This is a genomic window from Rhizobium sp. AN80A (assembly GCF_030053015.1).
Lineage (GTDB): Bacteria > Pseudomonadota > Alphaproteobacteria > Rhizobiales > Rhizobiaceae > Rhizobium > Rhizobium metallidurans.
The window spans coordinates 1,083,657-1,096,491 of record NZ_JASJPX010000001.1; the positions used below are offsets into that span (position 1 = coordinate 1,083,657).

Sequence of the window (12,835 nt, forward strand, 5' to 3'; positions counted from 1 at the left end):
CAAGTCCGGGTGAAAAATGGCATCGGTTTCGCTTGAATCCGTTTCGAAGAATTTTGGGACGCATACCGTCATTCAGGGCGTCGACCTCAGGATCAATGACGGCGAGTTCGTCGTCTTCGTCGGCCCTTCCGGCTGCGGCAAGTCAACGCTTCTGCGCATCGTCGCAGGCCTCGTGGCCGCGTCCAAGGGTGTGGTGACGATCGGCGGCGAGGACGTGACCGATGTCCCGGCCTCAAGACGCGGCGTCGCCTTCGTTTTCCAGTCCTATGCGCTTTATCCGCATATGAGCGTCGCCCGCAACATCGGCTTCGCCTTGGAAACGCTGGGCATGGCCAAGGACGCGATCAGCCAGAAGGTTTCGTCGGTGGCGCGCATGCTCAAGGTCGACCACCTGATGGATCGCCGGCCGCGCGAACTCTCCGGCGGCCAGCGCCAGCGCGTGGCGATCGGCCGGGCGCTGGTACGCCAGCCGGAAATCTTCCTGTTCGACGAGCCGCTGTCCAACCTTGATTCCGATCTTAGAATGGAAATGCGCATGGAGATCGCAAAGCTCCATGACGACCTGAAGACGACGATGATCTACGTGACGCACGATCAATCCGAAGCGATGACGCTCGCCGACCGGATCGTCGTTCTGAATCATGGCCGCATCGAGCAGGTGGGAACGCCGCAGGAGCTTTACCACACCCCTGACAATCGCTTCGTCGCAAGCTTCATCGGCAGCCCCAGGATGAACTTTCTCGCCGTGTCGCCGAAGACAGGCGCGGATGCCGGCACGATCGTCGGGCCCGGCAATCTTACGATCGCCATGGTCGCCAACAACCCGGCGGGACCGATCGCCGAGATCGGCATTCGGCCGGAGGGACTGCGGCTGGTGGGTGCGGACCAAGGCCGCATCACCTGCACGCTGGAGCGCGTCGAAGACCTCGGCCACGAGCATTTCGCCTATTGCCGGATCACCGACGACACCGTCTGGGTGATCCGCGTCGCGAAAGCCCCGGCCCCCGATCTCATCGGCCGGCCTGTCGGCCTGGATTTCACTGATACCGCCCTCTTCGCGTTTACCGCCGATGGCAATCGCGTTCTCCTCAGCCCGCCGGCCGCTGGACTGTCGGAGGCGAACGAACCATGAGCGCCAAACTTGCCCGCCGCGATTACCGGGCCGCATGGCTGTTTCTGGTTCCCGTGATCGCCGTCATCCTCCTGGTCGCCGTCTGGCCGCTCAGCCGGACCTTCTTCTTTTCCTTCACCGACGCCTATCTGGACGACCCGTCGGTCTATTCCATGGTCGGTCTCGACAACTTCATCGAGGTCATCAACGACCCGACCTGGTGGGTTGCCGTCAAGAACACGCTTGTGTTCACCGTCATCTCGGTCGCGATCGAGACGGCCCTTGGCCTGGCGATCGCGCTGCTGCTCAACGAGATGATCCCCGGCCGCGGCCTGGCGCGGGCCGCCATTCTGGTGCCGTGGGCCATTCCCGTCGTCGTCGCCACCAAGATCTGGGAATGGATGCTCAACGACCAGTTCGGCGTCATCAACAAGATCCTGACGGGGCTGGGCGTTGTCGATCACGGCATCGCCTGGACGGCCAGCAGTTCGCTGATCATGGGCGTGGTCATCTTCATCGACGTGTGGATGACGACGCCTTTCATGGTGCTGCTCATCCTCGCCGGCCTGCAGCTGATATCTCCGGAGATATTCGAAGCCGCCGAGGTGGACGGCATTCCGGCCTGGAAACGCTTCTGGTCGATCACCCTTCCGATGCTGCGCCCGGCGATCGGCGTCGCCGTCCTCTTCCGCGTTCTCGACGCGCTCAGGATGTTCGACCTCGCCTATGTCCTGGCGGCGAGCAACGAGAACGTCATGACCGTATCGATCTACGCGCGCGACCGGCTCATCAGCTTCCAGGAACTCGGCGTCGGCTCGGCGGCGTCGACCTGGGTCTTCCTGCTCGTCGCGCTGGTCGCGATCATCATCATCGGGGTGCTGCGCCTCGACAAGGCAGCGGGGACCTGACGATGGCCAATGCAATCGCACAAAAGGCGCTCCGCAAGCCCGCCGCCTACTATCGCATGAGACGGCGGGTCGTTCGCGGCCTGCAGATCTTAGCGCTGCTGCTGGTGCTCATCTATACGCTGTTCCCATACTACTGGGCCTTCGTCTCCTCGACGAAGCAGGGTGCCGCGCTCTATCGCTCGGCGCTGATGCCGGCGCTGGATTTCACCTATTACAGGCAGCTGATCGACAACCCGGTCTTCATGGGATCGCTGCTCAACTCGGCCTATGTCGCGGTCTCGACGACCTTCCTGTCGCTGATCATCGGGCTTTCGGCTGCCTACGCGCTCGGCCGCATCGAATTTCCGCAGCGCCGCGCGATCCTCATGATCGTCCTGATGATCTCGATCTTCCCGCAGGTGGTCGTGCTCTCGGGCATGTTCGAGCTGATCAACTGGCTGGGGCTCTTCAATCGCCCGAGCGCGCTGATCCTCACCTATCTCCTGTCGACGGTGCCCTTCACGACATGGATTCTCACCACCTTCATCAGGGAATTTCCACGCGAACTGGAGGAGGCCGCCATCATCGACGGCTGCTCCCATTTCCGCATCCTGATGAAGGTGCTCCTGCCGCTTATGGGACCGTCGCTGGCGAGTACCGGCATTCTCGCTTTCATCCTCGCCTGGAACGAGTTCCTGTTCGCGCTGACATTCACGCTGACGGACGAGAACCGCACTGTACCGGTGGCGATCGGCCTGATCGCGGGCACCAGCCGCTATGAATATCCGTTCGGGCAGATCATGGCGGCCTCGATCACCGTCACGCTCCCCCTCATCGCCGTCGTGCTTGTCTTCCAGCGGCGGATCGTGGCGGGCCTTACCGCCGGCGCCGTCAAAGGCTGACAGATACAAGGATCAAGATAATGGACATGCTTGTGAAGCTCTACGAGCTGAAGCGCGACCCAGCCCTCGACAGCCGCATGACATCGCAGGGGGTCATCATCCGCCGCGTGCTGGTGCCGGAACTGCCGGCGCTGACATCGTGGATCGAACCGCGTTTCGGCGCTGGCTGGGCGGCCGAGACGACCGCCGCTGCCATGCGCCAGCCAACCACCTGCTTCATCGCCATCCAAGCGGGGGAGCTCATCGGCTTTGCCTGCCACGAGGCGACAGCCAAGGGGTTCTTCGGCCCCACCGGTGTCGATCAGGCGGCCCGCGGAAAGGGTATCGGCCATGCTCTGCTGCTCGAAACGCTGCTCGACATGCACGCGCAGGGCTATCCTTACGGCGTGATCGGCGGCGCCGGCCCTATGGATTTCTACCGCAAGAGCGTCGGCGCGATCCCGATCGAAGGCTCCGATCCAGGTATCTATCGGGGCATGCTGTCACTCGCCCACCCGAGCGAAATCTCCTCATAAAGGACACGATTTCGGATGCGTCAGCGTCGGATTTCAGCCTTTGATTTCAAAAATACCTGCGATGCCGGCGCGGCGCCGCTTCCCCGGTACGACAGGCGTTCTGGCCTGTTTCAAGGCTGCCGGCGAGCGGCGCATCTGTCACAAAATTTGATTTTAAGGTGGACAGTTTTTGTATATCCCCCTATATACACAGATAAGGAGCACAGCGCTCCATCGAAAATTATAGTATCTAACTTTGAATGAATGGCATATCGCCACGTAGGATAGATATTTTCGATAATATATATTTTCCTCGGACGAATTCGACTTATGAAGCGTCGATTTGTCTCAGCAAGGCAACGGACAATACATCCAGATCCGAAAGGTATGCTTCGGATCGCGGACGTATGCGAATAAAGGAGAATGCCTGGCCTATTGAGCTCGGCGCCAAGATTATATGAATGCTGCAACTGAAACAGACGCGCCGACACCATCGGCTTCGACCAAGATCAGTCTCAACAACATCTACAAAGTTTTCGGCGAAAACCCGAAAAAGGCCATGGCGCTACTGCGCGCCGGCAAGTCAAAAACCGAAATCCATGCAGCAACGGGCTGCTCGATCGGGGTCAACGACGCCAGCTTCGATATTCGCTCCGGCGAAATCTTCGTCATCATGGGCCTGTCCGGCTCCGGCAAATCAACCCTGTTGCGCCTTCTCAATCGGTTGATCGAACCGACATCCGGTTCGATCAAGATCGATGGCCGCGACATCACGGAGATGTCGCGCAGCGAACTGATCGCACTTCGCCGCCGCGATATCAGCATGGTGTTCCAGTCCTTCGCGCTGCTTCCCAACCGCACCGTTCTCAACAACGCCGCCTTCGGTCTCGAGGTCGCCGGCGTCAGTGAGGCCGAACGTCGCGAAAAGGCATTGGCCGCGCTGAAGGCCGTCGGCCTCGACGGCTACGCCGACAGCCGTCCTGATCAGCTTTCCGGTGGCATGAAGCAGCGCGTCGGCCTTGCCCGCGCGCTCGCCAGCGAGCCCACCATTCTCCTGATGGACGAGGCCTTCTCGGCGCTCGACCCGCTGATCCGCACCGAAATGCAGGATGAACTCGTTCGCCTGCAATCCGAGCACAGCCGCACCATCGTCTTCGTCAGCCACGATCTCGACGAAGCGATGCGGATCGGCGATCGCATCTGCATCATGCAGAACGGCAATGTCGTGCAGATCGGCACGCCCGACGAAATCGTCACCAAGCCGGCCAACGACTACGTCCGCTCCTTCTTCCGCAATGTCGATGTCGCGCATGTCTTCAAGGCCGGCGATGTCGCACGCAAGTCGCAGGTCACGATCATCGAACGCGAAGGCGTTTCGGCCGCGGCGGCACTCGAACGGATGAAGAACTACGATCGCGAATACGCGATCATCCTCGGCCGCGACAAGACCTATCACGGCATGATCAGCCAGACGTCTCTGATCGAAAAGATCAGGGCGAAGACGGCCGATCCCTATCGCGGCGCCTTCCTGCCCGACATCGAGGCCATTCCGGCCGACGAGCCGCTGTCGAACGTTCTTGGCAAGGTTGCGGCCAGCCCCTGGCCGGTTCCCGTGATCGACGGCGGCAAGCGCTATCTCGGCTCCATCAGCAAATCGGCGCTGCTCGAAACGCTCGACCGCGCCGGCTGATCACAAACACATCGGATAAATCATGAACTTCGATATCGGAAACGGCATCGACGCTGCCGTCAATTATGTGCTCGACAACTTCTCACCCGTGCTTGATTTCATCGCCGCCGCGATCGGCTTCGTGACCTCGGGCATCCAGGACGGCCTGCTGGCTATCCCCATGCCTGTTGGCATCGCGATCTTCGTGGCCCTCTCGCTTTGGCGCGTCGGCATCGGTTTTGCGGTCTTCACCGCGCTCGGGCTGCTGCTCGTCAACCATATCGAGCTCTGGGGCCCGATGATGGAAACGCTGTCGCTGGTTATCGCCTCGACGCTGATCGCCATGCTTGTCGGCCTGCCGCTCGGCATCGCCATGGCCCGCAACGATTCCGTCGCCGCCTTCGTGCGCCCGGTGCTCGACCTGATGCAGACCATGCCTGCTTTCGTCTACCTGATCCCGGCCGCGATGTTCTTCGGCCTCGGCGCCGTGCCGGGCGCGATCGCCACAGTCATCTTCTCGATGCCACCGGTTGTTCGCCTGACCAATCTCGGCATCCGCCAGGTGGACGGCGAGTTCATCGAGGCGGGCAATGCCTTCGGCTGCACGGCGACGCAGCTTCTGTTCAAGGTCCAGCTACCGAATGCCCTGCCCTCGATCATGGCGGGCATCAACCAGACGATCATGCTGTCGCTATCGATGGTCGTGATCGCCTCGATGATCGGCGCCGGCGGCATCGGCAACACGGTCTTGACGGGCATCCAGCGCCTTGACGTCGGCAGCGGCTTCGAGGGCGGCATCGCCGTCGTGATCCTCGCCGTCATTCTCGACCGCATCACCCAGAGCCTGGGCAAGCCCCGCGCCGCATTCTGGCAGGGCTTCTTCCGCAAAAGCGAAAGCGAAGCGCTGAAGCCGGCGGCCGCCTGATCTCGAGCAACTCATCATGGCGGGCGCGCCCGCCAAATGCGAACCTTCACAAAGGAGCACTCATGTTCAAAACACTCGCAACCCTCGGCCTTGCCGCCGCGCTCTTGGGCGGCGCGGTCACCTCGACCATGGCGCAGGACGCCAAGCCGGTGAAGATCGGCTGGGCCGCCTGGTCCGACGCCGAATTCGTCACCAAGCTTGCCGCCAAGCTGATCGAGACGAAGCTGAACCAGAAGGTCGAGCTCGTGCAGGCCGACATCGCGCCGCTTTACCAGGGTGTCGCGCGCGGCGACCTCGACACGATGATGATGGCATGGCTGCCGCAGACACATGCCGACTACTATGCAAAGGTCAAGGACAAGGTCGATATGCTCGGCACGGTCTATGACGGCGCCAAGCTCGGCTGGGTGGTCCCTGATTACATTCCCGCCGACCAGATCGGCTCGATCGAGGACCTGAAGAAGGAAGACGTGCAGAAGAAGCTGTCCGGCACCATCCAGGGGATCGATCCGGGAGCCGGTCTCACGCGACTGTCGGAAAAGGCACTCAAGGATTACGGGCTCGACGGCTACAAGCTCCAGGTCTCGAGCGAGGCCGGCATGCTGACGACCGTCGACCGCGCGACGCGTGGGGAGAAGTGGTTCGTGGCCACCGCATGGAGCCCGCACTGGATGTTCGGCAAGCACAAGCTGCGCTACCTCGATGACCCGAAGAAATCGCTCGGCGAAGCCGAACAGGTCAACGTTCTGGCCCGCAAGGACTTCAAGTCGGACAATCCCAAGGTCGCGGCCTTCCTGTCGCGCATGAAACTGCCGATCCCCGATCTCGAAGCGGCGATGTTTGACGCGCAGGAAACGTCCTACGACAAGGCGGTGGATAAATATATCCAGGATCATCCCGACCAGGTGAAGAGCTGGCTCGGCGAGGAAGGCTGATTGCGCTATCGCGCCTCGCCCCAGGATTGGCGAGGCGTGGACCTTCGACCGCACAGGAGCGATGCATGTCTATCGACCGCCTGCAACCGACCGACGCCGAAGACGACACCATGGGTGGGCGCATGTCGCTCGCCCGCGACGCCGTGAAAATTTCCATCGAAGCCGCCGCGAGAAGCCTCTGCGTGGCGCCGGACATCTGGGCATCGTGGGAAAACGACCGCGCGGCCCCCTCCGCCGGCGACCTGGAAACGATCGCCGAGACACTGGAGGTCAGCCTCGCATGGCTGTTGCGTGGCCACGGAGCGGGACCGATCTGGCCGGTGGCGAACGACAACGCTCACAGGCCGGGCTGAACGGCAGCCCGCTATCCGGTTGACCGATCACCGCACACAAGAAAAAGGATACGACAATGGATACGAAAGCGATCACCGCCGAACTGGCGCAGCATGTCCCTGCGACCTCGACCCTGGAGAACGCAATCGACGACATCGGGGCCGCCGATCTCGAGGACATGCATACGTTCTACTCCGACATGGGATGGCTGATTGCCGAAAGATTCTCGACGCTCGAGGATAAGCAGCGCGTATTCGAGCTGATCGAGCTCGGCATGCGCAACGGCGATCGAAGACTGAAGGATGCCGTCTCCACTGGGCTGATCGAGGCGATGATCTCGCGCACGGGCGCCCAGCCGGCAAGATGGCGGCAGATATCGGCCGAACTCGGCCCGCTCTCGGCTGCCTACGTCAGGCAATAGGCCACATGCGGCGATAGGCCGGAACGCGGGCCGGACCACACGCGGCTCGCCGTTTGCGTTTGCGCGGGAGGACCGACCTGGCATACGAAGAGGCGCAAGCAAACCCACGCAGGACTGTCCCGACCATGTCAAATGCCCTCATGCCCGTTTTCGACGGCCACAACGACGTGCTGCTCCGGCTGCACCATTCGGGCATCGCCCAGCCGGCGAAGGCGTTTATCGAGGGAGAGGCGGCGGGACACATCGATCTTCCGAGGGCGAGGGCCGGTGGCCTGGCGGGTGGGCTTTGCGCGATCTACGTCCCCTCGCCCGGCATGGCGAAGGACGCCAATAATGATTTCCTGACTCCGGCGCAGCCGGACTCGCTGAACCGCACCCTGGCAATGGCGCGCATTCTCTTCGACATCGAGGCCCGGAGCGCCGGCGGGCTGAAAGTCTGCCGCACGGCGGCCGATATTCGCCGGTCGATCGAAACGGGCGCCTTCGCCGCCGTGATGCATATCGAGGGCGCGGAGGGCATCACCGCCGATCTCGATGCGCTCTACGTTTTGCACCAGAGCGGACTGCGCACGCTGGGCCCGGTGTGGAGCCGGCCGAATATCTTTGCCTATGGCGTTCCATTCCGCTTTCCGTCGTCGCCCGATATCGGCCCCGGGCTGAGCGACGCGGGCAAGGACCTGATACGCGCCTGCAACGAGTTGAGGATCATGGTCGATCTCTCGCACATGAACGAGCAGGGTTTCTGGGACATCGCCAGGCTCTCGAACGCGCCGCTGGTCGCCTCGCATTCCAATGTTCACCAGTTGAGCCCGCACAGCCGCAACCTGACCGACCGGCAGCTCGACGCCATCCGCGACACGGGCGGGCTTGTCGGCATCAATTTCGGCGTGCTCTTCCTGCGTGACGACGGCACCAGAAACCCGGACACAGGTCTCGACCTGCTGGTACGCCACGCCGCCTATATCGCCGATCGCATCGGCATCGACCATGTCGCCCTGGGCTCGGACTTCGATGGAACGACGATACCGGCGGCAATGAAGGATGCGACCGGCCTGCCGCTTTTGATCGATGCGTTTCGCGCCGGCGGCTTCGACGAGGAAGCGCTGATCAACATCACCCACGCCAACTGGATCAGCGTGCTCGAGCGCAGCTGGGGCGGCTAGTCTAGGCCAACGCGAGCCGCGGGCTATTTGGAGACGTGCTCTGGCTTGCCCTTGGTCTTCGTGGACGCGAATTCCTCGAGCTGCTTCTCCGTCATCGAGTCCACCATCTCGCGCGATGCACCCTTGAGCTTGCTTTTCGGCGTTTCACCGCGCTTGGCCGACAAGGCCGCGCCGGCTGCCTTCTGTTGCGCTTTCGATTTTGCGGGCATGGTCATGTCCTCCGTTTCTTCTTGAACCCGCCGCAACCCCGAAGGTTCCTAGAACATGCGCGCGATCCGCCCGATAACAACAATGGAGTTTCTCGACGTCCCGTCCTTTCCTTTTCAAAAGAGAGTTTTATCTAACGCTCTGTGACTAAAAGATTTTTCAACGGAGTGGGATCCAAATGGCAGCATCTGTTCTTATCGGAATACTCATAACCTTCCTGGTGATCGTCCTTGTTCTATACTTGGTTGCGCGTCTGCCGATCGATGCCAGAGCAAAGCAGATCGTACAGATCATCGTGATCATCATCGGCATCATCTCGCTTTTGAAATATCTAGCGGTTTTCTAAAAGCCTGGCTCGATTGGCGGGGTAATCGCATTGAGCCTGATCCGTGGCAAAAGCGCCAAGCAGACGAAGGCCAGCTTTCCGGAGCTGTTCTTCGATCTTGTTTTTGTATTCGCGCTGATCCAGCTGTCCTACACCCTGGTCGAGGACTTCAGTTCGACGACTCTCGCCGAATCGATCCTGCTGATCCTGGCGATCTGGTGGCTGTGGGTCCACACGACCTGGATCACCAACCTCCTGGATACCAACAAGGAGGCGGTGCGACTTCTGCTCTTCGCGCTGATGTTCGGCGGCATCCTGCTGGCGATCGCGCTGCCCGAGGCTTTCAAGGATCAGGGCCTGGCATTCGCGGCGCTCTACTGCGCCATGCAAATCCTGCGCTCGGTCTTCATGCTCTACGCTTTCAGGAGCGTAAACCGGGCCTCCTATCTCACCTTCGTGCGCATCACCGTCTGGGTAATCGCATCCGGCGTCTTCTGGATCATCGGCGGTTTCGCTAGCATCGAGATGCGCGTCGCCTTTTGGGCCGTCGCGCTGCTGATCGAATATATCTCGCCGCTGGCGCGCTACTGGGTTCCCGGAATGGGCAGGTCCCCGCGCGAAACGCTCGACATCTCGGGCGAGCACATGGCCGAGCGTTGCGCGCTCTTCGTCATTCTCTGTCTTGGCGAGGCCATTCTCACGACGGGCAGGACCGCTGCGGAGTACATGCAGTCGAGCCTGTCGGTGATGGTGTTCTGCACCGCCTTCCTGACCACCGGCTTCATGTGGTGGATCTATTTTCATCACGGCCAGCAGAAGGCCGCCGACAAGGCGGAATCGACCACGGCTCCCGAAACCGTGGCTCATGGCCTCTTTACCTATGGACACCTGCCGATCGTCGCGGGCGTCATCCTGACCGCAGTCGGCGAGGATTTCAGCCTGTCGCGTCCAGAAGAGCACAGCAGCCTGAAGACCGCACTGGCCATTCTCGGCGGGCTGGCCCTGTTTCTGATCGGAAATGCCTGGCTGAAGTTCACCGCCGCGCACACGCTGCCGCTGTCTCACATCGCCGGTCTCGCCATTCTTCTCGCGACGATCGTTCTGCTGCCGTGGCAGCAGAACGTCACGATACAGATGGTGAGCACGGTCACGCTGCTGCTGGTGGCGCTGTGGGAATATATCGCCTTGCGAAAGGCGAACGCCACCACCGCCTGATCCGCTTTGTCTGACTTCCTGATGGACAGAGGAAGGGGCACACCCGGACCGCCAGGACGACGATCCGGGTGCGACCGACCTTAAACTCAGCTGGCAGCGCCGATCTTGTCCTGCGTCTTGGTGTCGAAGTCGCTGGCGTCGTGACGCTCCCACAGCTGGCTCGATGGCTCGCCGGAGAGACGGTTGACCATGCGCCCGCGCTGGACAGGCTTGCGCTCGCCGATCTGATCGGCCCAGCGCTGGATATTCTTGTAGTCCTGAACCTGCAGGAACTCGGCCGCTTCGTAGATCCAGCCCTTCACCAGGCCGCCATACCAGGGCCAGACGGCTATGTCGGCGATGGTGTATTCGGAACCGCCGAGATACTCGCTCTCGGCAAGGCGGCGATCCAGTACGTCGAGCTGGCGCTTGGTTTCCATGGCAAAGCGGTTGATCGCGTATTCGATCTTGGTCGGCGCGTAGGCGTAGAAGTGGCCGAAGCCGCCGCCGAGATAGGGCGCGCTGCCCATCTGCCAGAACAGCCAGGAGAAGCATTCCGCACGCGCGGCAGGCTCGGTCGGCAGGAAGGCCTGAAACTTCTCGGCGAGATAGGTCAGGATCGAGCCGGACTCGAAGACGCGGATCGGCGCAGCGCCGCTGCGGTCGACCAGCGCCGGGATCTTGGAGTTCGGATTGGCCGCGACGAAGCCACTGCCGAACTGATCGCCATCGCCGATCCTGATCAGCCAGGCATCATATTCCGCGCCGGTGTGGCCGGCGGCGAGAAGCTCCTCGAGCATGATCGTCACCTTGACGCCATTCGGCGTGCCGAGCGAATAGAGCTGCAGCGGATGGCGTCCGACAGGCAGTTCCTTTTCATGCGTCGCGCCGGCGATCGGCCGATTGATGTTGGCGAATTGCCCGCCGTTCTCCTTGTCCCAGGTCCAGATTCTGGGCGGCGTATACTCATTCGAATTGGCCATGCTTGTCTCCAGTGGTGTCGTCTTCATGCGATACGCAACCCGTCTCGATTGCGCTGAATTCGGATGGAATGCCGGTCAGGCCTTCCGCTGAAGCGAAATGTCGCCGGCAGCCGAGCCGGCGATATCCCGCCCGGCCTCCGCGATCATTTCGAACGATCGCAGGCGTGCGCGGTGATCATAGACATCGGACACGATCATCAGTTCGTCGGCGCCGGTCTCCTCGACGAGCCGCTCCAGGCCGGCGCGAACCGTCTCGGGTGAGCCGATGATGGATCGGGCGAGCATCTGCTGTGCCTGCGCCTTCTCAATCGGCGACCAATAGGTCTCGATGTCGTCGATCGGTGGCTGGCTCAGCCCGCGTGTGCCTCGAAACATGTTGGTGAAGGACATTTGCTGCGTCGTCGCAAGCCGGCGCGCCTCGGCATCGGTTTCGGCGGCGATCACGTTTACGCCGACCATGGCGTAGGGCCGAGACAGCTGCTCTGATGGCTTGAAGCGGGTCCGATAGATCTGCAACGCCTGAAGAAGAAGTTCCGGCGCGAAATGGGAGGCGAAGGCGTAGGGAAGGCCGAGTTCGCCCGCGAGCATGGCGCCGAAGTTGCTGGAGCCGAGAATCCAGAGGGGCACTTCGGTACCGGCTGCCGGAACCGCCTGTATACGCTGGTTCGGACCGGCGGGCGCCAGAAACGCCTGCAGCTCGAGAACGTCCTGCGGGAACTGGTCGGCGGACTCGGGCGAGCGGCGCAACGCGCGAAGCGTCATCTGGTCCGTTCCCGGCGCCCGGCCGAGGCCAAGATCGATGCGATCGGGAAACAGGCGCGCCAGCGTGCCGAACTGTTCGGCGATGACATAGGGAGAATGGTTGGGCAACATGATGCCCCCGGCGCCGACGCGGATCGTCTTCGTGCCCGCCGCGAGATGGGCGAGCACGACCGATGTCGCCGCACTCGCGATCCCGATCATGTTGTGGTGTTCTGCGACCCAGATGCGCTTGTAACCCCACTCCTCAGCATGCGCGGCGAGATCACGGGCGTTGTCGAGGGCGCCACGGGCGTCCGTCTCCTCCGTCACGCGAACAAGTTCGAGGATGGAAAGAGCGGCCATGGCAATACCTTTGAGATCAACAAGGGGAGGCGACCGGCGAAGCGGTTGCCGTTGGATGAAAGGTATATGGAGTCCGCGACGCGCCCGAACAATGGTTGGGACGTCTGCTTTTTTTTGAGATCGGGCATCGTCCGGCCGATATGCCTCGGCTAGACGGCCGACTTTCTCTGAACAGCAGCGCC

The 12,835-nt window shown here is 61.8% G+C and carries 15 protein-coding genes; 12 read left to right on the forward strand and 3 right to left on the reverse strand.

From position 1 onward, the window contains the following. The first annotated feature begins 16 nt into the window (after positions 1 to 16). From P3R82_RS04945 to P3R82_RS04990, 10 genes are all read left to right on the forward strand, one after another. Positions 17 to 1,132, forward strand: a complete 1,116-nt coding sequence (locus P3R82_RS04945) for an ABC transporter ATP-binding protein (protein ID WP_283193235.1) — start codon at positions 17 to 19, stop codon at positions 1,130 to 1,132. Next, complete coding sequence (locus tag P3R82_RS04950; RefSeq protein WP_283193236.1) at positions 1,129 to 2,019, forward strand: sugar ABC transporter permease; 891 nt, start codon at positions 1,129 to 1,131, stop codon at positions 2,017 to 2,019. Before P3R82_RS04945 ends, P3R82_RS04950 begins: the two co-directional genes overlap by 4 nt. 56 nt (positions 2,020 to 2,075) lie before the next feature. Then, positions 2,076 to 2,900, forward strand: a complete 825-nt coding sequence (locus tag P3R82_RS04955; RefSeq protein ID WP_246400099.1) for a carbohydrate ABC transporter permease — start codon at positions 2,076 to 2,078, stop codon at positions 2,898 to 2,900. Positions 2,901 to 2,920: 20 nt separating this feature from the next. Continuing rightward, entirely contained in the window at positions 2,921 to 3,415 is a 495-nt protein-coding gene (locus P3R82_RS04960; protein WP_283193237.1) for a GNAT family N-acetyltransferase, read from the forward strand. Positions 3,416 to 3,851: 436 nt separating this feature from the next. Further along, positions 3,852 to 5,084, forward strand: coding sequence for a glycine betaine/L-proline ABC transporter ATP-binding protein ProV (gene proV, locus P3R82_RS04965; protein ID WP_283193238.1), 1,233 nt, complete (start codon positions 3,852 to 3,854; stop codon positions 5,082 to 5,084). 22 nt (positions 5,085 to 5,106) lie between these two features. Further along, positions 5,107 to 5,988 carry a proline/glycine betaine ABC transporter permease gene (locus P3R82_RS04970; RefSeq protein WP_183898555.1) on the forward strand — a complete coding sequence of 294 codons (882 nt, stop codon included), beginning with the start codon at positions 5,107 to 5,109 and terminating at the stop codon, positions 5,986 to 5,988. 62 nt (positions 5,989 to 6,050) lie between these two features. After that, the gene (locus P3R82_RS04975) at positions 6,051 to 6,923 is read left to right on the forward strand and encodes a glycine betaine ABC transporter substrate-binding protein (protein WP_283193239.1); all 873 of its coding nucleotides are present in this window, start codon (positions 6,051 to 6,053) and stop codon (positions 6,921 to 6,923) included. 65 nt (positions 6,924 to 6,988) lie between these two features. Then, positions 6,989 to 7,276 carry a helix-turn-helix transcriptional regulator gene (locus P3R82_RS04980; protein ID WP_283193240.1) on the forward strand — a complete coding sequence of 96 codons (288 nt, stop codon included), beginning with the start codon at positions 6,989 to 6,991 and terminating at the stop codon, positions 7,274 to 7,276. A 56-nt stretch (positions 7,277 to 7,332) separates the two neighbouring features. Then, positions 7,333 to 7,677, forward strand: a complete 345-nt coding sequence (locus P3R82_RS04985; protein WP_283193241.1) for a hypothetical protein — start codon at positions 7,333 to 7,335, stop codon at positions 7,675 to 7,677. Between the two features lie 125 nt (positions 7,678 to 7,802). After that, the gene (locus P3R82_RS04990) at positions 7,803 to 8,840 is read left to right on the forward strand and encodes a dipeptidase (protein ID WP_283193242.1); all 1,038 of its coding nucleotides are present in this window, start codon (positions 7,803 to 7,805) and stop codon (positions 8,838 to 8,840) included. A gap of 23 nt (positions 8,841 to 8,863) precedes the next feature. Here P3R82_RS04990 and P3R82_RS04995 read toward each other — a convergent pair whose 3' ends face one another. Continuing rightward, positions 8,864 to 9,049 carry a DUF3008 family protein gene (locus tag P3R82_RS04995; RefSeq protein ID WP_112818901.1) on the reverse strand — a complete coding sequence of 62 codons (186 nt, stop codon included), beginning with the start codon at positions 9,047 to 9,049 and terminating at the stop codon, positions 8,864 to 8,866. A gap of 176 nt (positions 9,050 to 9,225) precedes the next feature. Here P3R82_RS04995 and P3R82_RS05000 point away from each other — a divergent pair, with 176 nt between their 5' ends. Both P3R82_RS05000 and P3R82_RS05005 read left to right on the forward strand, forming a co-directional pair. Continuing rightward, positions 9,226 to 9,393 (forward strand): Thivi_2564 family membrane protein, encoded by a 168-nt coding sequence (locus P3R82_RS05000; RefSeq protein ID WP_183898560.1) that lies wholly within the window; start codon positions 9,226 to 9,228, stop codon positions 9,391 to 9,393. A 30-nt stretch (positions 9,394 to 9,423) separates the two neighbouring features. Further along, entirely contained in the window at positions 9,424 to 10,587 is a 1,164-nt protein-coding gene (locus tag P3R82_RS05005) for a low temperature requirement protein A (protein WP_283193243.1), read from the forward strand. 86 nt (positions 10,588 to 10,673) lie between these two features. Here P3R82_RS05005 and yghU read toward each other — a convergent pair whose 3' ends face one another. Both yghU and P3R82_RS05015 read right to left on the reverse strand, forming a co-directional pair. Continuing rightward, positions 10,674 to 11,549, reverse strand: a complete 876-nt coding sequence (gene yghU / locus P3R82_RS05010; RefSeq protein ID WP_283193244.1) for a glutathione-dependent disulfide-bond oxidoreductase — start codon at positions 11,547 to 11,549, stop codon at positions 10,674 to 10,676. A gap of 75 nt (positions 11,550 to 11,624) precedes the next feature. Beyond that, positions 11,625 to 12,653 carry an LLM class flavin-dependent oxidoreductase gene (locus tag P3R82_RS05015; protein ID WP_283193245.1) on the reverse strand — a complete coding sequence of 343 codons (1,029 nt, stop codon included), beginning with the start codon at positions 12,651 to 12,653 and terminating at the stop codon, positions 11,625 to 11,627. Positions 12,654 to 12,835: the final 182 nt, after the last annotated feature.

What these genes read in the sequence shown, in the direction of transcription:
- P3R82_RS04950 (WP_283193236.1), top strand. Translation starts at nt 1,129, where the DNA reads ATGAGCGCCAAACTTGCCCGCCGCGATTACCGGGCCGCATGGCTGTTT.
- P3R82_RS04990 (WP_283193242.1), top strand. Translation starts at nt 7,803, where the DNA reads ATGTCAAATGCCCTCATGCCCGTTTTCGACGGCCACAACGACGTGCTG.
- P3R82_RS04970 (WP_183898555.1), top strand. Translation starts at nt 5,107, where the DNA reads ATGAACTTCGATATCGGAAACGGCATCGACGCTGCCGTCAATTATGTG.
- P3R82_RS04985 (WP_283193241.1), top strand. Translation starts at nt 7,333, where the DNA reads ATGGATACGAAAGCGATCACCGCCGAACTGGCGCAGCATGTCCCTGCG.
- P3R82_RS04975 (WP_283193239.1), top strand. Translation starts at nt 6,051, where the DNA reads ATGTTCAAAACACTCGCAACCCTCGGCCTTGCCGCCGCGCTCTTGGGC.
- P3R82_RS05015 (WP_283193245.1), bottom strand. Translation starts at nt 12,653, where the DNA reads ATGGCCGCTCTTTCCATCCTCGAACTTGTTCGCGTGACGGAGGAGACG.
- P3R82_RS04960 (WP_283193237.1), top strand. Translation starts at nt 2,921, where the DNA reads ATGGACATGCTTGTGAAGCTCTACGAGCTGAAGCGCGACCCAGCCCTC.
- P3R82_RS05000 (WP_183898560.1), top strand. Translation starts at nt 9,226, where the DNA reads ATGGCAGCATCTGTTCTTATCGGAATACTCATAACCTTCCTGGTGATC.
- yghU (WP_283193244.1), bottom strand. Translation starts at nt 11,549, where the DNA reads ATGGCCAATTCGAATGAGTATACGCCGCCCAGAATCTGGACCTGGGAC.
- P3R82_RS04980 (WP_283193240.1), top strand. Translation starts at nt 6,989, where the DNA reads ATGTCTATCGACCGCCTGCAACCGACCGACGCCGAAGACGACACCATG.
- proV (WP_283193238.1), top strand. Translation starts at nt 3,852, where the DNA reads ATGAATGCTGCAACTGAAACAGACGCGCCGACACCATCGGCTTCGACC.
- P3R82_RS04995 (WP_112818901.1), bottom strand. Translation starts at nt 9,049, where the DNA reads ATGCCCGCAAAATCGAAAGCGCAACAGAAGGCAGCCGGCGCGGCCTTG.
- P3R82_RS04945 (WP_283193235.1), top strand. Translation starts at nt 17, where the DNA reads ATGGCATCGGTTTCGCTTGAATCCGTTTCGAAGAATTTTGGGACGCAT.
- P3R82_RS04955 (WP_246400099.1), top strand. Translation starts at nt 2,076, where the DNA reads ATGAGACGGCGGGTCGTTCGCGGCCTGCAGATCTTAGCGCTGCTGCTG.